This window comes from Streptomyces sp. NPDC001858, assembly GCF_053594615.1.
This window is the reverse complement of the sequence record NZ_JBSFEV010000020.1, coordinates 89,696-107,329: the sequence shown is the minus strand read 5'-3', so window position 1 is coordinate 107,329 and position 17,634 is coordinate 89,696. Positions and strand designations below refer to the sequence as shown.

At 68.4% G+C, this 17,634-nt stretch carries 34 protein-coding genes; 27 read left to right on the top strand and 7 right to left on the bottom strand.

The window, feature by feature from the left end; genetic code table 11:
- Positions 1 to 14 precede the first annotated feature (14 nt).
- The 3 genes from ACWCPF_RS26155 to ACWCPF_RS26145 are packed head-to-tail and all read left to right on the top strand — an operon-like array spanning position 15 to position 1,452.
- Positions 15 to 245 carry a WhiB family transcriptional regulator gene (locus ACWCPF_RS26155; protein WP_451047528.1) on the top strand — a complete coding sequence of 77 codons (231 nt, stop codon included), beginning with the start codon at positions 15 to 17 and terminating at the stop codon, positions 243 to 245.
- On the top strand, positions 242 to 709 hold the full coding sequence (locus ACWCPF_RS26150; protein ID WP_451047527.1) for a hypothetical protein: 468 nt from the start codon (positions 242 to 244) through the stop codon (positions 707 to 709). Before ACWCPF_RS26155 ends, ACWCPF_RS26150 begins: the two co-directional genes overlap by 4 nt.
- Positions 706 to 1,452 (top strand): DNA methylase, encoded by a 747-nt coding sequence (locus ACWCPF_RS26145; protein ID WP_451047526.1) that lies wholly within the window; start codon positions 706 to 708, stop codon positions 1,450 to 1,452. Before ACWCPF_RS26150 ends, ACWCPF_RS26145 begins: the two co-directional genes overlap by 4 nt.
- Before the next feature lie 56 nt (positions 1,453 to 1,508).
- Here ACWCPF_RS26145 and ACWCPF_RS26140 read toward each other — a convergent pair whose 3' ends face one another.
- A complete protein-coding gene (locus ACWCPF_RS26140) occupies positions 1,509 to 1,808 on the bottom strand; it encodes a type II toxin-antitoxin system prevent-host-death family antitoxin (RefSeq protein ID WP_451047525.1) in 300 nt (99 codons plus the stop codon).
- Positions 1,809 to 1,967: 159 nt separating this feature from the next.
- On the opposite strand from ACWCPF_RS26140, the gene ACWCPF_RS26135 reads away from it, so the two are divergent.
- From ACWCPF_RS26135 to ACWCPF_RS26040, 20 genes are all read left to right on the top strand, one after another.
- Positions 1,968 to 2,900 carry a hypothetical protein gene (locus ACWCPF_RS26135; RefSeq protein WP_451047524.1) on the top strand — a complete coding sequence of 311 codons (933 nt, stop codon included), beginning with the start codon at positions 1,968 to 1,970 and terminating at the stop codon, positions 2,898 to 2,900.
- Positions 2,897 to 4,246, top strand: coding sequence for a replicative DNA helicase (locus tag ACWCPF_RS26130; protein WP_451047523.1), 1,350 nt, complete (start codon positions 2,897 to 2,899; stop codon positions 4,244 to 4,246). The genes ACWCPF_RS26135 and ACWCPF_RS26130 overlap by 4 nt, the downstream gene beginning before the upstream one ends.
- A 15-nt stretch (positions 4,247 to 4,261) precedes the next feature.
- On the top strand, positions 4,262 to 4,534 hold the full coding sequence (locus ACWCPF_RS26125) for a hypothetical protein (RefSeq protein ID WP_451047522.1): 273 nt from the start codon (positions 4,262 to 4,264) through the stop codon (positions 4,532 to 4,534).
- On the top strand, positions 4,531 to 4,818 hold the full coding sequence (locus ACWCPF_RS26120) for a hypothetical protein (RefSeq protein ID WP_451047521.1): 288 nt from the start codon (positions 4,531 to 4,533) through the stop codon (positions 4,816 to 4,818). Before ACWCPF_RS26125 ends, ACWCPF_RS26120 begins: the two co-directional genes overlap by 4 nt.
- Positions 4,815 to 5,282 carry a hypothetical protein gene (locus ACWCPF_RS26115; protein ID WP_451047520.1) on the top strand — a complete coding sequence of 156 codons (468 nt, stop codon included), beginning with the start codon at positions 4,815 to 4,817 and terminating at the stop codon, positions 5,280 to 5,282. The genes ACWCPF_RS26120 and ACWCPF_RS26115 overlap by 4 nt, the downstream gene beginning before the upstream one ends.
- Positions 5,279 to 5,953 (top strand): DNA cytosine methyltransferase, encoded by a 675-nt coding sequence (locus ACWCPF_RS26110; RefSeq protein WP_451047519.1) that lies wholly within the window; start codon positions 5,279 to 5,281, stop codon positions 5,951 to 5,953. The genes ACWCPF_RS26115 and ACWCPF_RS26110 overlap by 4 nt, the downstream gene beginning before the upstream one ends.
- Entirely contained in the window at positions 5,950 to 7,164 is a 1,215-nt protein-coding gene (locus tag ACWCPF_RS26105; RefSeq protein WP_451047518.1) for a hypothetical protein, read from the top strand. The genes ACWCPF_RS26110 and ACWCPF_RS26105 overlap by 4 nt, the downstream gene beginning before the upstream one ends.
- Positions 7,161 to 7,316 (top strand): hypothetical protein, encoded by a 156-nt coding sequence (locus ACWCPF_RS26100; RefSeq protein WP_451047517.1) that lies wholly within the window; start codon positions 7,161 to 7,163, stop codon positions 7,314 to 7,316. The genes ACWCPF_RS26105 and ACWCPF_RS26100 overlap by 4 nt, the downstream gene beginning before the upstream one ends.
- A 102-nt stretch (positions 7,317 to 7,418) precedes the next feature.
- A complete protein-coding gene (locus ACWCPF_RS26095) occupies positions 7,419 to 7,847 on the top strand; it encodes an SLOG family protein (RefSeq protein ID WP_451047516.1) in 429 nt (142 codons plus the stop codon).
- Positions 7,844 to 8,233 carry a hypothetical protein gene (locus ACWCPF_RS26090; RefSeq protein ID WP_451047515.1) on the top strand — a complete coding sequence of 130 codons (390 nt, stop codon included), beginning with the start codon at positions 7,844 to 7,846 and terminating at the stop codon, positions 8,231 to 8,233. The genes ACWCPF_RS26095 and ACWCPF_RS26090 overlap by 4 nt, the downstream gene beginning before the upstream one ends.
- A gap of 52 nt (positions 8,234 to 8,285) precedes the next feature.
- Positions 8,286 to 8,732: a hypothetical protein gene (locus ACWCPF_RS26085; RefSeq protein ID WP_451047514.1), complete on the top strand. Its 447-nt coding sequence runs from the start codon at positions 8,286 to 8,288 to the stop codon at positions 8,730 to 8,732.
- Positions 8,733 to 8,743: 11 nt separating this feature from the next.
- The gene (locus ACWCPF_RS26080; protein ID WP_451047513.1) at positions 8,744 to 9,001 is read left to right on the top strand and encodes a hypothetical protein; all 258 of its coding nucleotides are present in this window, start codon (positions 8,744 to 8,746) and stop codon (positions 8,999 to 9,001) included.
- A gap of 116 nt (positions 9,002 to 9,117) precedes the next feature.
- Positions 9,118 to 9,276, top strand: a complete 159-nt coding sequence (locus ACWCPF_RS26075) for a hypothetical protein (protein WP_451047512.1) — start codon at positions 9,118 to 9,120, stop codon at positions 9,274 to 9,276.
- Positions 9,273 to 9,533 carry a hypothetical protein gene (locus ACWCPF_RS26070; protein WP_451047511.1) on the top strand — a complete coding sequence of 87 codons (261 nt, stop codon included), beginning with the start codon at positions 9,273 to 9,275 and terminating at the stop codon, positions 9,531 to 9,533. The genes ACWCPF_RS26075 and ACWCPF_RS26070 overlap by 4 nt, the downstream gene beginning before the upstream one ends.
- Entirely contained in the window at positions 9,530 to 9,844 is a 315-nt protein-coding gene (locus ACWCPF_RS26065) for a hypothetical protein (RefSeq protein ID WP_451047510.1), read from the top strand. The genes ACWCPF_RS26070 and ACWCPF_RS26065 overlap by 4 nt, the downstream gene beginning before the upstream one ends.
- The gene (locus ACWCPF_RS26060; protein ID WP_451047509.1) at positions 9,841 to 10,146 is read left to right on the top strand and encodes a hypothetical protein; all 306 of its coding nucleotides are present in this window, start codon (positions 9,841 to 9,843) and stop codon (positions 10,144 to 10,146) included. The genes ACWCPF_RS26065 and ACWCPF_RS26060 overlap by 4 nt, the downstream gene beginning before the upstream one ends.
- A complete protein-coding gene (locus ACWCPF_RS26055; RefSeq protein ID WP_451047508.1) occupies positions 10,143 to 10,397 on the top strand; it encodes a response regulator transcription factor in 255 nt (84 codons plus the stop codon). Before ACWCPF_RS26060 ends, ACWCPF_RS26055 begins: the two co-directional genes overlap by 4 nt.
- Positions 10,394 to 11,365, top strand: coding sequence for a hypothetical protein (locus ACWCPF_RS26050; protein ID WP_451047507.1), 972 nt, complete (start codon positions 10,394 to 10,396; stop codon positions 11,363 to 11,365). The genes ACWCPF_RS26055 and ACWCPF_RS26050 overlap by 4 nt, the downstream gene beginning before the upstream one ends.
- Positions 11,362 to 11,658, top strand: coding sequence for a hypothetical protein (locus ACWCPF_RS26045; protein ID WP_451047506.1), 297 nt, complete (start codon positions 11,362 to 11,364; stop codon positions 11,656 to 11,658). The genes ACWCPF_RS26050 and ACWCPF_RS26045 overlap by 4 nt, the downstream gene beginning before the upstream one ends.
- The gene (locus tag ACWCPF_RS26040; protein ID WP_451047505.1) at positions 11,655 to 12,038 is read left to right on the top strand and encodes a hypothetical protein; all 384 of its coding nucleotides are present in this window, start codon (positions 11,655 to 11,657) and stop codon (positions 12,036 to 12,038) included. Before ACWCPF_RS26045 ends, ACWCPF_RS26040 begins: the two co-directional genes overlap by 4 nt.
- A 42-nt stretch (positions 12,039 to 12,080) precedes the next feature.
- On the opposite strand, the gene ACWCPF_RS26035 is transcribed toward ACWCPF_RS26040, so the two are convergent.
- Both ACWCPF_RS26035 and ACWCPF_RS26030 read right to left on the bottom strand, forming a co-directional pair.
- Positions 12,081 to 12,740 carry a hypothetical protein gene (locus tag ACWCPF_RS26035; protein ID WP_451047504.1) on the bottom strand — a complete coding sequence of 220 codons (660 nt, stop codon included), beginning with the start codon at positions 12,738 to 12,740 and terminating at the stop codon, positions 12,081 to 12,083.
- Positions 12,730 to 12,939 carry a hypothetical protein gene (locus ACWCPF_RS26030; protein WP_451047503.1) on the bottom strand — a complete coding sequence of 70 codons (210 nt, stop codon included), beginning with the start codon at positions 12,937 to 12,939 and terminating at the stop codon, positions 12,730 to 12,732. Before ACWCPF_RS26030 ends, ACWCPF_RS26035 begins: the two co-directional genes overlap by 11 nt.
- Positions 12,940 to 13,232: 293 nt before the next feature.
- On the opposite strand from ACWCPF_RS26030, the gene ACWCPF_RS26025 reads away from it, so the two are divergent.
- The 4 genes from ACWCPF_RS26025 (at position 13,233) to ACWCPF_RS26010 (ending at position 14,613) form a co-directional block, all read left to right on the top strand.
- A complete protein-coding gene (locus ACWCPF_RS26025; RefSeq protein WP_451047502.1) occupies positions 13,233 to 13,463 on the top strand; it encodes a hypothetical protein in 231 nt (76 codons plus the stop codon).
- Positions 13,464 to 13,539: 76 nt separating this feature from the next.
- Positions 13,540 to 13,824 (top strand): hypothetical protein, encoded by a 285-nt coding sequence (locus tag ACWCPF_RS26020; RefSeq protein WP_451047501.1) that lies wholly within the window; start codon positions 13,540 to 13,542, stop codon positions 13,822 to 13,824.
- A 41-nt stretch (positions 13,825 to 13,865) separates the two neighbouring features.
- Complete coding sequence (locus ACWCPF_RS26015; RefSeq protein ID WP_451047500.1) at positions 13,866 to 14,084, top strand: hypothetical protein; 219 nt, start codon at positions 13,866 to 13,868, stop codon at positions 14,082 to 14,084.
- 64 nt (positions 14,085 to 14,148) lie between these two features.
- On the top strand, positions 14,149 to 14,613 hold the full coding sequence (locus ACWCPF_RS26010; protein WP_451047499.1) for a DUF4429 domain-containing protein: 465 nt from the start codon (positions 14,149 to 14,151) through the stop codon (positions 14,611 to 14,613).
- A gap of 56 nt (positions 14,614 to 14,669) precedes the next feature.
- On the opposite strand, the gene ACWCPF_RS26005 is transcribed toward ACWCPF_RS26010, so the two are convergent.
- Genes ACWCPF_RS26005 through ACWCPF_RS25990 form a run of 4 tightly spaced genes read right to left on the bottom strand, consistent with a single transcriptional unit; the run spans position 14,670 to position 17,597 of the window.
- Positions 14,670 to 15,194 carry a GIY-YIG nuclease family protein gene (locus ACWCPF_RS26005; protein WP_451047498.1) on the bottom strand — a complete coding sequence of 175 codons (525 nt, stop codon included), beginning with the start codon at positions 15,192 to 15,194 and terminating at the stop codon, positions 14,670 to 14,672.
- Positions 15,191 to 15,616 carry an NUDIX hydrolase gene (locus tag ACWCPF_RS26000; RefSeq protein ID WP_451047497.1) on the bottom strand — a complete coding sequence of 142 codons (426 nt, stop codon included), beginning with the start codon at positions 15,614 to 15,616 and terminating at the stop codon, positions 15,191 to 15,193. The genes ACWCPF_RS26005 and ACWCPF_RS26000 overlap by 4 nt, the downstream gene beginning before the upstream one ends.
- Positions 15,613 to 16,107, bottom strand: coding sequence for a GIY-YIG nuclease family protein (locus tag ACWCPF_RS25995; RefSeq protein WP_451047496.1), 495 nt, complete (start codon positions 16,105 to 16,107; stop codon positions 15,613 to 15,615). Before ACWCPF_RS25995 ends, ACWCPF_RS26000 begins: the two co-directional genes overlap by 4 nt.
- On the bottom strand, positions 16,104 to 17,597 hold the full coding sequence (locus ACWCPF_RS25990) for a peptide deformylase (protein WP_451047495.1): 1,494 nt from the start codon (positions 17,595 to 17,597) through the stop codon (positions 16,104 to 16,106). Before ACWCPF_RS25990 ends, ACWCPF_RS25995 begins: the two co-directional genes overlap by 4 nt.
- Positions 17,598 to 17,634 lie beyond the last annotated feature (37 nt).

Below are 17,634 nucleotides of genomic sequence, written 5' to 3'. Positions count from 1 at the left end.
GCCGGTACGCGTGGATGGGCGACGCGCTCTGCGCCCAAGCCGACCCCGACGAATGGACCGAAATCAGGCCCGGCGGAAGCAGCCGGCTACCCAAACGCATCTGCAGCCGATGCCCCGTCCAAGCCGCCTGCGCCGCACACATCAACCGCATCGAAGACGCCGAAGGCACCCAGCTCGGCCTGTGGGGCGGCGCCAGCAAACAGCAACGGACGAAGGCCCGACGGCGGATGGAGGAAGCCGCGTGAACTCCGACACCCGCCAGCAGATCGCGGCCCTGCTCCACTCCGGACACAGCGACCTCGAGGTCTACCGCCGCACCGGCGCCGCACGCACCACCATCGCCCGCCACCGGAAACACCTCGGCCTGCCCGGCTACCACACCACCGCCGACAGCCCGGCCTGCCGCCACGGCCACCCCTTCCCGCAGAACCTCGGCCGCAACGAGAAGGGGCACCTGATCTGCCGCGAGTGCGTCCGAGCCAGCAACCGGGCCGCCCAGCGCCGTGCCTACATCCCCGCGCAGCCAGACGAGGTCGCCGTCGACCGGGCCGCCGCCGGAGACCCGCCCACCCGGCTCACCCCGCGCGAGCGACATGCGGCGATCCGTCGCCTGGACCGGCAGCCGCTGTCGGCGCCGGCCATCGCGGTGCGTGTTGGCTGCTCCACGCGCACTGTCCAGCGTGTCCGCACGAAGGCGGTGGCGTCATGAACGCTCGCCCCCGCGTCCTCGATCTGTTCTGCTGCGCCGGCGGCGCTGGCATGGGCTACTGGCTCGCTGGCTTCGACGTCGTCGGCGTCGACATCCAGCCCCGCCCCAACTACCCGTTCGAGTTCGTCCAGGACGACGCGCTCACCGTCATGCGGGACCGCGGGCAGGACTTCCACCTCGTCCACGCCTCCCCGCCCTGCCAAGCACACACCGCGCTGACAAAGGGCACCAACCGCGGTCGCGAGTACGTCGACCTCATTCCCCAGATGCGGGAGCTGTGCCTCTGGTACGGCGTCGACTGGGTCATCGAGAACGTGCCCGGCGCCGCAATCCGCAAAGACCTCACCCTGTGCGGCGAACAGTTCGGCCTCGGCGTCATCCGCCACCGGCACTTCGAGTTCGGCTGGCTCGGCGCGGACCCAGTAGCCCCCATGCCGCACCGCCGGCACCGGGGCCCGGTTCGTGGCTGGCGGCATGGCGTCTACCGCGACGGCCCGTACATCGCCGCCTACGGCAAGGGGGGCGGCAAGGGCAGCGTCGCCGAGATGCAGCAGGCGATGGGCATCTGGTGGACCGACGTCCACGAGGAGCTCACGGAGGCGATCCCGCCCGCGTACACGGAGTGGATCGGCCGGGAGTGGATTGTCCGCGGGCAGTGGAACGCCAGGCGTGAGCCGGATGCCGAGCAGCGACTGGCCCGACTGCGGCGCACACCCGAACGGCACGCAACCTCACGAGCCTAGACCGCACACGACAAAGGCCCCGCAACCGCGGGGCCCGGAGGAGAGGAGGAGAGATGTCAGAAAGCGCCGTTCTCGAGGAGTTCGTGCAGGTTGGGGTCTTTCCGCTCGAGCAGTGCAGCGAACTCCGGGTCCTCGTTCAGCTTGTACAGGCGACGGACAAGGTCGTCGTAGAACGGGCGGGCCTCGGCGTCAAGGACGGCGGCTTTCCAGCGGTCCATGGAGATGAGCATGGCCTGCGGTTTGTCGCGGCGAGTAAGCGCAACGGGGTGGCCGAGAAGGCGCACTTCGGCGATGACCTCGGTCATGTTCGCGCGGGCGTCGGAGACGCCCAGCTGTCGGATCCCGGACTCACTCATGCGACCAGGATACACAAGAGCTCGCTTGTAATGTCCGTCGGGTTGTACAATTCAAAGGCGCACGAAGCTCTGGCACCAATGGCCACGTCGCCCCCATGAGGGCTGTCCAAAAACAGCGCTGACCAGCACAGACGCCCTCGCCGAGAAGAGATCCACAGCATGCCAAGCCGGTTTGAGTTCGAGCGCGCGATCAGGCGTAGCGGCCTGCAGCCTCTGGCGCGGCTGCTCGCCCTGACTGTCGCCACATGGGCTGACGTCGAGACCGGTCGCATCGCCATCCGCAACCAGCCGGCCCAGTCGGTGCTATTGGAGGCCACCGGATTGTCCAAGTCTGCGTTCCTGTCGCACCGCAAAGCGCTGCTCGAAGAAGGGTGGCTGAAGTGCAAGTCGCCCGATCGCATCAAGGCCCAAAAGGAGCACGCCCAAAATGTCTACTCCATCCACATTCCGGAGGGTAAGGCTGGGTCGCCAGGCGACCTAGCCAAAACGGACAAGAGGGTCGGAAAGCGACGCGAACCTAGGTCGGGAGACGACCTAGACCTAGGTCGCCAGGCGACCCAGCCAAATGGGACAGAAGCCGTTAAGTCCGGATCGACCCTAGGTCGCCAGGCGACCACAAGAGTCTTTCCTTCTACTACTACTCCTTCCTCTCCTGCAGCCGATGGGGAGCAGGCGGGCAGCGAAGAACGGATCCCGCGAGCCTTCGACTACTGCCAGCCGCTCATCACCGCCATGACCGACGCCGGGCTGGACGTCTCCTGGCAGATGAGTGCCGACGATTGGCAATCCGTAGCCCGCGTACTTCAGAGGGCGGGAGTCGAGCGAATGGTCAAGTTCGCCCTCGGTGCCAAGTCCCGCACACCCATCCGCTTCGCCACCTTCTACCTCCGAGCCGGATGGGCCGGCCTCCCGCCGAGCAGCACCAAGCCTGCACCGCAGCCCAAACATCTGCGCGCCCTACCCGACTGGTGCGAAGAACCGGACTGCGACGAGAAGACCCGCCTCCGCGAACACGAGGACGACAGCGGCCTGCGCTCCCTCTACCCCTGCCCCGAATGCCATCCCAAGAGCCGTAAGGACACCGCCGCGTGAACGACTTCGACGAGCCCCATGACCACGAGCGCAACCCCCCGCACGACACGCAAGCCGAAATCGCCGCTCTCGGAAGCATGCTCCTGTCGCTGCACTCGATCGACCGAGTCAGCGTCGTCGCCGAAGCGCGCCAGTTCTACCGACCCGCCCACCAGGCGATCTACAACGCGATCCTCGCGGTGTACGGCCGATCCCGCAGCCCCAAGGTCGACCCGATCACCGTCGGAGAAGAACTGGCCCGCCTCGGACTGCTAGACAAGGTTGGCGGCAGCAGCTACCTGCATCACCTCGTCCAGGCCGTGCCGTCCGCCATGAACGCCGAGCGGTACGCCGAGATCGTCCGTGACAAAGCCCTCCTGCGCACAGTCATCGAAACGTCCACCCGGGCCGCCGCCCGCGCTTACGCCCAGCAGGACGAGGCCGTCGAAATCCTCGACGACGCCATGGCCGAGTTCCAGGGGGCAGCCACCGGCGCCTCGCCGCTCGAGGTGAAACTGTCCGTCGGCGACCGGTGGGGCACATTCCTCGACGAACTCGAGGCCGGCAAGGACCCCCGGGCCCTCGACACCCCGTGGCAAGACCTCAACGACATCATCGAGCTCAAGCCCGGCCAGCTGATCACCGTTGGCGCGGCCACCGGTGGCGGCAAGTCCCTGCTCGGCATGAACCTCGCTTCCCACGTTGCCATCCGCCGCAACCGGCCTGCCCTCGTTGCCTCCATGGAAATGGGCGGCTCCGAACTCATGGCCCGCCTCACCGCCGCCGAAGCCAGCGTCGATCTCGATCGGCTCATCCGCCGCAAGCTCGGCGACCACGACTGGGCCAAGGTCATCAAGGTCTCCGACCGGATGCAGAACGCCCGCAACTTCATCCTCGACGACTCCCCGAACCTCACACTCTCCAAGATCCGCGCCCGGCTTCGATGGATGGCCGGACACGGCGCGCCGGCCGCCATCGTCATCGCCGACTACCTCCAGCTCATGAGCCCCGAAGGGTCAAGCAGCAACACCAGCCGCGCCCAGGAAGTCGCCCTGCTCAGCCGCGGTCTGAAGCTCCTCGCCATGGAGTTCGAGATCCCCGTCGTCGCCCTCGCCCAATTCAACCGGGGCTCCGTCGGCCGGCAGCCGCTCGTGACCGACTTCAAGGACAGCTCGGCAATCGAGCAGGACTCTAACGTCATCCTCCTCATGCACCGGCCGCTCGCCGAAGACGGCACCGACACCGGACCGCGAGCGGGCGAAATCGACGTGATCGTCGCCAAGAACCGCAACGGCGCTAACGGTCGCATCGTCCCGCTGATCTTCCAGGGCCACTTCGCCCGCCTCTCCAACTACCAGCACGGCTAGCCGAAAGGACACCCGATGATCACCTGGCCCGAACTCGTCGCCGCGGAACCGCGGCTGGCCGAACTCGAAGAAGCTGTCCGCGCCGAAGCCGCCACATCCGCCCCTGACCCCATGTGGTCCTTCTCGATCTACTGGTCGCGCACCCTCCGTCCCGCCATCCGGCCCCTCGTCGGATGGGACCGCGACACTGGCGCCCACCCCCACCTCGAATCCGAAGAGGCGTGGCATGCGGCCATCAGCCACTTGATCGGCCTGCTGCCCGCAGGCGAAGGGCTGTGGGCGACATGAGCCAGCTCAGCGTTGAGGAGATCGCCGAACTACGGAAAGACCCAACGAGCTTCCGCGACTACCTCCGTCACATCACGGGCCGCACCGTCGAAGCCGAACCGGCCAAGCCCACCCTGATCGCGGTCCCCGACCCCGGCTATCGGGTCGCCCACACCGGCGGCTGGCCCCTCGGCAGCGCCGCCACCGGGCCTACCCCGACAGGCGACACCTGCACCTGCGCGAAATGCCGGAGCAACCCCGCCAGCACCGTCGTGCGCCAGACCCAGGAAGGAACCGCCGCATGACCACCACAACCGACATCGCCCGCACCCACGGCCACGCCGGGTCGACCGCCTGTCAGGACTGCGGCACTACCGACAACCTGCACCTCGTCGTGTGGGGCGACCCGGAATCCGGCGAGAGCGGCACGTTCCTGGAGTGCTGCGGATGCGGTATCGCCGCCGGTGACCCGCCCGAGATCCACGACGACTGCGAGCCCGATGAGCCGGACGAGGAAAACGAAGACCCCGGCCCGACCGCCCGCGTCTTTCGCCGCGAGGCCGGCTGGACGCTCAGCCCGGCCCTCCCCCCGTCGCAGACCCCCGAGCCGTGCACCAGCAACCACTTCCGCCAGCAGGACGGCCGACCCGCCTGCACCGCCATCGCCGCATGGAAGGTCGTCGAAGACCACGGCATGCACCTCAGCATCGGCTTCTACTGCGACGCCGACCTGCCCGACGAGCACAAGCCGCAGGAGGCCACCGCATGAACGGCTTCCTCGACTTGTTCGCCGGCGGCGCCGGCGGCTGGCACTACGGCCTCGCCGCCCACGGCCTGACCTCGCGCGGCCTGGAGTTCGACCGCTGGGCTGTCGCCTCCCGGCGTGCGGCCGGCCATGACGTGCTGCTGTGCGACGTCACAACGGCCGATCCGCTCGAGCATGCCGTCGACGGTTTGGCTGCGTCGCCGCCGTGCCGCCCGTTTTCGCCGGGCGGCAAGCGGGAGGGCCTCGGCGACCGGGACGTGGTCGCGGAGGCGATCGACGACTTGGCGGCCGGCCGCGACAGCCGCGACCGGCTTCTCGCTCGCTGCGTCAACCCGGACAGCCTGCTGGCCGCGGAGCCGATGCGGTGGATCCGTGCGCTGCTGCCGCGAACCGTGGTGATGGAGCAGGTGCAGGCCGTGCTGCCGCTGTGGCAGCCAGCATCCGCGAAGCCGTCGGCCCGCTCTACGACGGCAGCTACGAGTACCGCGTGCTCGCCACCGTCGACTTCAGCCGGCGCCCTGGCCCGGACAACCCGGAGACCCGGGAGACGTGGTGGTCATCGCTCGCCACCATCCCCGCCGCCCCGTCTGCCTGACCCGCACCGGCGGCTCGCATCCCTAGTGCGAGCCGCCGGCCACCGGAACTCTCCCATCGACCTGAACGGAAGACCATGACCACCGACCAGACCCCGCACCGCGCCGTCCTCACCGTGACGGTCACCAGCCGCCCGGATGGCGGCCACTACTTCGACCCGGCCGACTTCGCTGCACACGTCACCGGATGGGTGCGTGCGGGGTTGAAGGGCCGACACGCGGTCGACGAGGTGACGATCGTCGACCAGGCCGCCGAGTTGGCGCGGGCGCAGGCTGAGGCGCACCAGTATCGGACGGCGCTTCAGGGCGTGGCGCGCAGGGAGGCCGCGACTTCTGTCCCGTCGCCGTCCGCAGACCGGGCCACGCTGCGGGACCGGATCCGGCGTGCCGTGTGCGTGGCCGAGGGCTTCGGCTTCGCGTGGGGCACCGACATGTTGGAGCCCGACGAGTACGGCGAGGTCGCTGACAGGGTGCTGGCTGTCCTGCCCGACCGGCCCGCGTTCGACCAGGCTGCCGATGTCGCCGAGGACGTGGCGGAGAGCCTGCGTAAGGACCACGAGTTCGAGCGCAGTACTGGCGCGCTGGACGTGATGACCGAGCTGCGTCGTCTGGCCGCCGAGCAGCCCACCGAGACGCAGGCCTCCACCGCCGACAAGGCCGCCGCGCAGGGCATGTCCCCGGCCGAGTACCGGGCCGCCTCCCACCGTTCGGCCGTCGAGCAGATCCGGACGGCCGCCCAAGGCCTGTACGCCACGGCCGCGATCAGGGTGATGGCCGCGCTGGACGCCGAGCAGCCCGACACCCTCACCCCGCGCCGTGGCGACCCGGTCGAGGCGTGGCTGAAGGCGCGGCGAAAGTACACGACGACGTGGCACGACTGGCACACCCTCGACGACCTCCTCGACGCGTACCGGCTGCACGCCGACACCGGCACCCCGCTCGGCAAGCACGTCTGCGAGGGCGACGGCTGCGACCACCAGGAGCAGCCCGACACCCAGACACGGGAGGCCGCGCGCTGCGTGTGCGGCCATCCCATCGAGCTCCAGGACGAGGACGACCCCACCACCTGGATCCACACCCCCGGCAGGGACACCCACTGCGTCGACGCCCGGCCGCTCCCCTCGGACACGGCCGTCGTCCTGCAGGTGGTCTCCAACTGGCACCGCGGCAGCGAGAGCCGGGACGTCCTGGTCGAGGAGCTGACGCTGGCCGGGTTCGCGGTCCCGCACTCCTGCAAGAACTGCGAGGGCATCGACCCCGACACCTGCCTGATGAACCCCGACCGGCCGTGACCACCCTGCCCGCCTGCCTCCCGGCCGGGATCGCCGTGTGTGTGGTCGCGGCCGGGGTGTGGGTGGTGGTGGGGGTGGTGTCGGCGGGGATCGACTGGCGGGAACGCAGAGCCGCCCGCGCGGACCGGAAACAGCCCCGAGAAAGCCCCTGACGGCCCCTGGGAGCCGCGAACTCGCCTCCCGGGTCCCCGTGAGCCGGAACCAGCAGAGAGGCGCTGAGAGCCTCTGCCCCGCCTATCCGTCAGGAGTAAGCCGTGAAGCCCTACCGAGTCCTCGTCACCGGGTCGAGGGACTGGCCCAAGCCCGCCGACGTCTTCGCCGCCCTCAACGAAGCCCAACGCCAAGCCGACGGCCGTCTCCTCGTTGTCGTCCACGGCGTCTGTCCCACCGGAGCCGACGCCCACGCACGCCAGTGGGCACGCGCCCGGCAAGGCCAGGGCGAGGCCGTCATCGAAGACCCGCACCGCGCGAACTGGCGGCCGGGCGGAGTCCTCGACCGCTCCGCCGGGTTCCGCCGCAACGCCGACATGGTCCGGCTCGGCGCGGACGTGGTGCTCGCCTTCACCGGCCCGTGTGCCAAGCCGAACTGCCGCGAGCCAAAGCCTCACCCGTCCCACGGCACGTCGCACTGCGCCGATCTCGCCGAAGCCGCCGGGATCCCCGTGAGGCGGTGGACCGCATGAGCCTTCCCGACGGCACCACCCTCGGCGCCCTCCGCCGCGAACTCGCCCAACTCGTCGCCATCGCCGACAGCGCCGAACGCCCCAAACCCACCCGCATCAACCCGCCCGACCACCCGATGCCCGGCCACGAATGGACCGTCACCGAACACGGACACCCGTACACCCAACGCACCTTCGACTGGGTCATCCGCTCCGTCGACCAGTCGGAACACACCGACGCCGTGTACGTCTCCTCGCCTGACTGCACCAACCCCGGCGAGGACTTCACGCCCATGACGCCGACCGACGCCCGCCGCCTGGCCATGGCGCTCCTCGCCGCCGCCGACCGGGCGGACCACCTCACCGCTGGCGTGCCCCGCCTCGAAGAGCGACGCACCCCCGCCTGACCCCCTGCTCTTCGGCCGCCCCCGCCCGGGGCGGCCCGAAAGGAAACCCGACGTGACCGAACAGTCCACCCCCGAATTCGGCAAGCCCTTCGTCCTCGTCCGCGATACCGACGTGTCAGGCGTCTCCGGTGTCGGCATCGTCGCCAACGGCATCCTCTGGCCCGACGGACAAGCCGTCATCCACTGGACCGGCAGCGCCTACCCCACCACCACCCCGCACCCCGGCGGCATGGAATCCGTGATCGCCGTCCACGGCCACGGCGGAGCCACCCGCGTCGTCTGGCAGTCCATCGAGGCCAAGATCCCCAAGCCCCGCTACGGCGAGGTGTGGCCCGAACTCGTCGGCTACGTCCAGGAAGCCGTGAACGACGGCGGCCAGATCGACCCCGCCCACCTCGCCGCCTACATGCGGGAGCTGCGGCACAAGGCCATGGCCCCGACCCGCGAGTGGATCCGTTCGATGACCCACGCCAGCGGCGACACCGACACCCCCGCCTGAAGGAGACCGCGATGCCGATCACCCAGCACGACCAGCCCGTCTACAAGCTCGTCTGCAGCAACATCAACTGCTACAGCGACGACTGGACCGCCCTCGACCCGGACGGCGACCCCAAGTACTTCGACAGCCAGCAGGCCGCCCGCCAGTGGGGCCGCGCCAACGGCTGGGACACCGGCGACCCCGTCCTGTGCCCGGCCGACGCTGCCGACGCCCGCGCCCGGCGTGAGCAGGCCGCCGACATCGCCGACGCCATCCGCGACGCCCTGTAGCCCGCCCCCGCCTGAGCCGCACGCCCGACCCGAAAGGCCACGCCGTGAACGACAGTCCCGCCGACCAGCTCCGAGCAGCAGCCGCCAAGCTGCGCCAGGCCCGATTCCCTGCGGCCATGACCGCCACAGCCAGCACCGCCGCCCTGATCGGGGCGCGACTGCCGCTGGCCGACTGGCTGGACGAGACAGCCCGTAACTCCGAGCCGTTCGAACAGATCAACCACCACGCCCTCGCCGTGGCCCGCGCCATCCTCGGCACCCCGGACCAGCCATGACCGACCCCCTCCACGCCGCCATCGGTGCAGCCCTCCACCCCCACGGCATCACCAACCCAGACGTGATCACCGCCGCAGCCGAAGCCGCCGCAATGATCCTCGGCCGCGACCGCTGCACCCACGAACGCCGCATACACGCACAACACCACCACACCACCGTCGACGACTGCCCGTGGTGCATGACCAGCAGCCCAGCCGACCGGACACCCGCACCAGCCGTCGCCGTCGCGGTCGCCGCGAAGGGAGACCTCCTATGACCCCCCAGACGAAAGCCCGCTACAGCACCGCCGCAGCCACCCTGTTCGCCGCCGCCGGCATCTACGCCGGCGCCACACACCCCGCCCTCGGCGCGCCGGGAGCGGTCGCGGCGATCGCCCTGTACCTCGTTGCCCGTTCCTACCGGCGTGAGCACTGGCAGGCGGCCGTCGACTGCGAGCAGGCCCGGCGCGTGGCGATCGTCATCCCCGACCCGGCGCCGATGCCCGACTGGGAGCAGCTCGCCGAACAGGCCCGGTACGACGAAACGTTCGGCGACATGATCAGCCACTGGAACGAGGACGCCGCGTGACCTCCCACCCCATCGACGAGAACCATGGGCACTGGTGGCTGGTGACCGGCCGCTGGCAGCGCCTGCACGCCATCCCCGCCGACAAGATCACCCCCGTTCAGATGCGTACCGCCATCGACAACAACGAGCCCATCGGAGCCCCTTCCGTCTGCGGATGGCCCCGCGGATGGGAGATGCCCGGCATCGCCTCCCGCCTCGGACTCCGCCGCTGCGTGCACTGCTGTCGTGCCCTCGGCATCCCGCCCGGGAACGGAACCCCGGCCAACGAAACCGACCTTGCGGCGAAGGGATCCACGACATGACCCGAGGTCCTGCCCGCATGCCGCTCACCCCCAGACAAGCCCAAGTCCTCACCGCAGCCGCCACCGGAGCACCCCTCAGTCAGGTCGCCTCCCGGCTCGGCATCACCCGCGAGCAGACGGCATCGCATCTCTCCCGCGCCTACCAGCGGCTCGACGTCACCCACCTGCCCCGCGACCAGCGGCGGGCCGCAGCCGTCCGCATAGCCGTCCGACGCGGACTCATCCCCAACCCGACGGAGACAGCACCATGACCGACACCCCCGTACACGGCTGCACGATCGACGGGCAGCCCGCCATACCCATCCTCGTCGCCGAGTACAACCGGCTGATCACCGAACTCGCCGAAGCCCGCGCCACGAACCAGCGCCTGAACTACCGCGCCCAACAGTCCGAGTCCGAACTCGCCGCCTATCGCCGGGCCGTCCGCCAGTGGGAGATCACCGACAACAGCACCTACGTGCCCCTGCGCAGCATCGCCGCCATCGCCAAGGCCGCAGGCATCGACGTGCCTGAACGGTGGGAACTCCACTACCAGCGCGTCGAACGCGCCGAAGCGGAGATCCAGCGGTACGCGGAAGCCGAGTCGGCAGACGCGGCGGCCGGTTCCTACGCCGGCCGCGCCGAAGCGGCCGAGCGCGAGCGCGACGTGGCCCGCCAGCATGCGGCAGCCATCTCCGCCCAACGCGACCGCCTCCGCCAGCGCATGAACGCTCTCGCCGACCGGTGGGACCACGCCCTCGCCCCCGACAAGCCCTACGCCCGCACCCTCCGCGACGAGATCAGCTGCGCGCCGTTCGATCCCGAAGGCGCGATGAAGGTGCAGGAGTACCGGGAGCGCGGGCGACGGCTGTGGGCGTTCCGCTGCTGGGGCACCGACACCTGCGACGGCTGGCTCGGCCTGGGGCACTACACGCAGTCGTCAGCGCTACTGGAACGAGAGCGCCATGTGGCCGAGGAGCACGCTGCGGCCGCGCACGGGCTGGCCGCTGAACAATCGCGAACAACCCTGAACAACCCGCCCGGCAGCAACAACGCGCCCGAGCCGGCTGCCCGTATCCGCCAACTGCTCGACCTCCTCCACGAGATCTTGGACGAGCAGTACACGCCGATGCGGGAGGGCGACGGCACCGGGGCGGTCGACTACTACCAGGCGCCGCGCGCCCTGCCGATCGTGTATGACCGGTGGGTGGCGGAACGCGACGGGAAGGTGCGGACGTGACCCGCGCCCACGCCCCCAAGCCCAACCAGCGGGAACGCGCCGAACGGCAGACCACCATCGACACCCTGCTCCAGCGCGCCCTCCGCGGCATGCTCACCATCCCCGAAGCCGCCCTCCTCGCCGAGTACTGGCGGGCCGAGCAGCGGCTCGCGGACAAGACCCGCCGCAGCCTCGGCGCCACCACCCGCGCCCTCGACAGCCACCGGGCCGCCGCCGACGCCGAAATCCAGCGACTCGAAAAACAGATCGAAGACCTCGCCGCCGACCACAAACCGCAGGAGCACGCCGCATGACCGTGCACCATCACCCCGCACCGATCCTCGACCAGCACTGGCAAGGGGAAGAGCTCGCCGCCGACGACACCCACCGCTACCTGTGGCTGTGGCACGGCTTCAACATCCGGCTCATCGCCGTCCCCCGCGACGACAACCTCGGCTACGACCATGGCTGGTGCTATCCCCGCGACCAACAGACAGTCCGGGACGCCGTGGCCGCCTGGAACCCCGACACCCAAGACGAGCCCGCCGGCTGGCACAAACGCCCCACCGCGCCGGTGCGACGTGCCCCGTGCCGCGACGAAGAACCCGACTACAACCGGCCGCGCTGCGTCCACGGCAGCTACCTCCATGACGGATGCCGCACCATCGGCTGTCCAGAGCAGAGCTGGCTGTGACGAGGGGCCCTCACCCGACCCGGGTGCGGGCCCTCGAGCCCGTCAGGGCTGCTTTTCCTGTTCCCGCAGGAACTCCTCCACCACCGCCGTGTTCCGGCGCATCGCAGCCCTCAGCTGGTTCCGCTGGAAACGGTCCCGCCCGTCGTTGACGACCTGCTGCCAGCCCTCCCGGCCGTCCGCGAGCCGCTCGCACACCAGGAATTCGATGATGTCCTCCAGGCTCGGCCTGAACCGGCGGCCGCCCACCGGGAAATGAAGCTTCTCCAGCGGCCGCTTCTCGTCACCCTGCCGGTTCAACGTCTCCAACGCCGACGACTGGCCGTGAACCTGCAGGTGAGCGCTGGTGTACTTGTCTTTCTCCCGCTCATAGTCGAAATGGCACAAGCAGGTTTCCAATTCCTCATCGGAAAAGATCCCGCAGTACGACTTGTGGACCGTCAGATAGCGGCATTCGTGATCCAAATGAACCTGGTAGCTGAGGTTCATCCAGACTCGCGGCTTCTTGTTGTCGATCCGCACAGGAAAACCCGTCGGCTGCGTCAGATTCGAACGCGACAGACCACTGCCCACAGTGAACACCGGCACACTCTCAAGCGGGCGTTGCACAGCCCGCAACCGCACATCGCGGCAGATCGTGGCGTTCAGTACTCCCTGGAGCTCCTGGGCGAAGTCGTAGGCCTTCCGCTCCAGGTCAGAGGTCAACCGTGCCGCCAATCGATACCCACAGGGCGTGCGCCTGGGACGACGCGAAGTCGCGAAGCCGCGCCTGCTCCTTCAGTTCGGCGTAGGTCAGACCAAGTTCGGCGAGAGCCTGCCGGGCCGCTTCCCGGAATTCCTCCGCAGTCACGACGATCACAGTCTCGTCGTCGTGATCCGTCGCCCACTGCTCGATCACGGTCATCGCTATCCCCCCAGACGGCGTTTGATGTTTTCAGTCTGCTGCATAGGTCTGACAGCGTGACCCAACTAGCCAGCAGACACTAGGGGTATGCCCCAGATAGTCGAAGAGTTACCAACTTCCGAGTGACCAACACCACCCGCTGATGACAAACAATCAGACAATGAACAGCCGCCCCAACTGGCGGCTGGGGGTCGCTGCTAGGCCGTCGGAGCGCGACCGGGCCGCCGCCGCGGCGAACGTGACGTCACCCGAACGGGGCGGCTACTCACCCGCGCCGCGGGCAGGCATCCTGCATGGCAACCCTCATCGCTGTCGACCGGAACGGCATCCAGCACGTCCTCATCGCCAACGCCACCGACGCGCCCTGCCCCGACCCCGACTGCACCGTCGACAACCTTGTGACAACAGAGATCGTCCACGCCGACCAGACCGCAGAGATCAACTACGACGGATGCGGCCACGAATACCTCACCGCGACACCCACACTCGGCGAGACACTGCAAAACAGCAGGTCCGCCCGCTGAACAGCGAAGCAGTATCAAAGCGGTACCGCTTTCGGATAGCCTCAATAAGCGGTAGCACTTTCACCGGGAGGCAGCGATGAGCAGCGAGCCGTGGACCATCGAGTCGATCCGCGACGCCCTCGGCAACCCCGCCCTCGCCCAGCGCTTCCTCAGCGAAGTCAACCGGGCACCCGCCCACCAGCTGCTCACCGTTTTCGCGAAATGGCAGGGCATCGCAGAGCGCACCCTCGCAGCCGTCCAGCGAGGCCGCGAAGCCGCCGCCGTCGAAGCGGCCGGCGGAGAAGTGCCCGGCGACTGGCGTGACGTCACCGAACGTGTTCTTCAGGAAGCTGAGCGGATTCGCTCACGCGGAGCCGCCTGACCTGCTTGAGTGAAGGCGTGTACGCCCTCCGCTGCGACGCCGTGAACCAAGCAATCTGGGACGGCCTCCCCGACGAAGCCAGCGCCCGACTCGCCCTCGCCCTGGCCGACGCCTGCACCGACCCCATCGCCGCCACCCAGCCCTACGGCGAAGACGACGGAATCATGCGCACCCTCGTCACCGGCGACATCCTCATCGTGATCTACCTCGGGCAACAGACCAAGACGCTGCACATCTTCCAGATCGACTACCTCGGCTGACCGCCCCCGAGGCCCCCGGCGCCCGTGGCACGATGCCGTCCCACACGCACCAAAGGGGGCAACCATGATCGAAGCCAAAGGCCACAACGGCCAGATCGTCTTCGACGGCCAACACGTCACCATCACCCGCAAAGGCATCCTCGCCCGCACCAGCGTCGGCAAAGGCGAAAAACGCTGGCACATCAGCCAGATCAGCGCCACCCAGTGGAAGCCAGCCGGAGCCTTCATCAACGGCTTCATCCAGATCTCCGCAGCCGGCGGCAACGAACGCCGCAGCACCTTCGGCAGCCAAACCCGCAGCGCCGTCCAAGACGAAAACTCGGTGATCTTCACGCGGAAGCAGCAGGCCGGCTTCGAACAGCTGCGCGCCGCCATCGACCAAGCCATCGCCGCACAACACGCAGCCCCGCAAATTGCCCAGCTCGCTGGCGTCGCCGACCAGCTCGCCAAGCTCGCCGACCTCCACAAGCAAGGCGTGATCACCGTCGAGGAGTTCGAAGCCGGGAAGAACCGCATCCTCGGGGGGTGACGGAACGACGAAGGCCCCCACCCGCACGATGCGAGTGGGGGCCCTTTGGCGTGCCGTCAGGCGCGCGACACCTCGATCTCCCCAACGGCCGCCTTCACGGCGTCGATTGGATCGCCGAGGGACGTCAGATCGAACCACTCGCCTCGCACGCGGTAGACGTCGAAGTGGACGTGAAGATCGCGTTCGTAATCCCCAGCCATGGACCACAGCAAGTGGAGGTCCATCGGCTGACCCGTCTGGAGCTCCCTCAGCCGGCGCATCGGATCCTTTGCGATGCCAATCTTCACCAGCTGCGTACCGTCTGCCGCGATCAGATAGGTGTGCGGCTTGGTGCCGATCGCCGTCTGTTTTGGCGATCGGGGAGGAATGTCGGCAGGCCTGGGCTGCTCAGGCACCAGCTGAACGTCTTCCGGATGTGGGATGCCCTCGCGAGCGTAAGCCCACCTTCGGAATTCCTCATCCATCGGCTTACGAGGTTGCGCCGTTGAGGGGCGGGAGCAGAGCCACTGCTCCTTGAACCACCACGCGGGCCGGTCGATCGTGTCGTGGAACTTGGGTACCACTTCCAAATGGTTGGTCAATGAGTCTCCTTGGCGGGGGCGAGCGTGTTGTCGAGGTGCTCCTGCACGGGCTCGAACAGTCCGTAGGGCACGTACTGCGGGATCTCGTCGAGCCCGACCCAGGCGACGGCGTCGAGCTCGTCGGCGTCGGCCACGTGTGCCTCCCCGTCGACCACATCGCAGGCGGTGTAGCTCATCTCCCGCTGCGTCTTCGGGTGCACACGCTGCCCGATCAGCCGAGCAGCCTTCACCGTGAGGCCGGTCTCTTCCAGCGTCTCGCGCACGGCCGCCTGCTCCGGAGACTCGCCCGCCTCGATCGCGCCCGCGGGGAACTGCCACATAAGCTCTCCCTCGGAGATCCGGCGCCGCACCATCAGCACCTTGCCGTCGGCAACGATGATGGCGGCGGCGATGCCAGGCTTCTCGGTCTTCGTCTCGGTCATGCCAGCGCCTCCCGATCAACCTTGTCGGCGGTCCTGCGGATCCATTCACGGCTGAAAGGGACGTGTTCCGAGATGAGCGTCAAGGAGCAGCCGGCACGGCGCGCTTCGGCGATCGTCTGCTCCAGCTGCGCTCGCCTCATGCGGTGCTCGGCCGCGGCCTCATCGACGAGGCGTAGAAGTTCCTGGGCCCTGGGGCTGTCGAGGGAGAGTCGAGGAGGCTTGGGCCGCAAAGCCTCGGCTACGGCTTGCTGTACGAGCGGAATGGGGTCGCTGTCGAAGGCGAACCACTCGCCGTGGCAGCGGCGATCAGCGAAGTGTCGGTGAAGCTTTGCCTCCAACTCGCTTCCGCCCGGGTGCGACCAGAGGACTGCAAGCGGCACTGGCGACATGCGTTGGATGTCGGCGACGCGTTTCGTCAGGTTCGTCGTTCGGCCGATCTTCACGGTGTTGCTGCCTGGCGTACCCAGTACGTAGACCAGCTCTGCGGTCACCGAGCCCCCTGTTCGTAGCTCCAACCACTGCCAGTACCTCGATACTCCGAGACTGGGATCGGGTGCGCGCCTTCCCTCATCCGCTGTCGGTACAGCAGGCCGTGCAGGTGGTCGACTTCGTGTGCGACGAGTCGAGCCATACCCCGCTCGAAGATCGTGATCCGCTCCTGTCCGTCGATGTCCATGTGCTCGACGCTGATCGCCAGCGGCCGGGGGACCCTGCCGCGCACGTCGAAGAAGCTGAGGCAGCCCTCGTACTGCTCATCTGTCTCGCGCGACTCTTCGACGATGCGCGGGTTGAACAGGGTGATGGATCCGCCGTCAGGGGGGCGGACGATTGCGACGGCCCGGTCGATGCCGATCTGCGTTGCTGCCATACCCATGCCCTTGCCGAAGACGTGCACGGTGGACGCCCGTTCGGCAGCGGAGATCAGTTCGGCGACAACCCGGCGCGCGTCCTCGGCTTCGTCCGGTAGGACGAACGGGCGCGCGGTCTTCGTCAAGATCGGGTCGCCCTCTTGGACGATGCCAACGGCGCGCATCCTCTCGCTCGCGGTGGCTTCGGGCTCCAATACGTGCAATGTATTCTCCTGGTTTGGGCGGGTTCGGAACTTCCATTCAAGCCGATAACGGGCGTGCAGAGGCGGGTCTTCGGTCGACCACGAGAAGACGCGCCGGTCGTCTTCTTCAGTGCGGCGGATTGCGGTGCGGAACGGCATCGCCTCAGCGGTCATGCTCGTCTCCGTGCCCCACACGACTGGGTCGAGGGCAGCCGGGAAATCGAGGCGAACGCTCATGCGCCGCGTCGGCAGCCGCACCGCTCGCTGGAACCATGAGCCCCACTTCTCATCGCCCACGGTGTAGCTGTACTCCAGCCACACCGACTCGCCCGGGTATAGCGGGTACTGGCCGAAGAGTAGCCACAACTCCTTGAAGGCGTCCCGGTCATGCTTCACCCGCCACGTCAGGGGCTCGCCGTCGATCGAAGCGCTGAGGCCGATCTCCTCCCACGTCAGGGGATGTTCGCGATAGTGCTGGTTCGAGCGCTCGGGATCTCCCGGATAGCGGTCGACGGAGATCCGGACCAGGTATCGGGTCACCGGGTCGGGGCTGTCGTTGTACAGCCGGCGCCGCTGGGTGGCCCGGTAGGTGCGGCCGTCGTAGTGGAGCGTCGTGTCCTCGTGCTTCACGATCAGGCTGGTGGCGTGCGAGTCCTCGCCATTCGATGCAGTGTGCGGTGTCGTAGCCGGGCGTCCTTGAGTCTCAAGTTCCCGGAACGTGCGACGCAGAGCGCCGCCGGTGTTGAGGACGTCGTCTGCCTGGTTGGCGAAGGAATCCGAGGGGGCAAGCTGGCCGCCCTCGACCTTCGACACATAGGACGGCGTGTATCCGACCCGGTTGGCGAGGGCGGATTGCGAGAGTCCCCGCACGTCGCGCCAGTACTTGAGCTCAGCGATGAACGCCTCTGCTGCTGCCTGCTGCTCGGGCATGGCTCCCCTGCCTGTGCCTGTGATTGAGGTGTGAGTG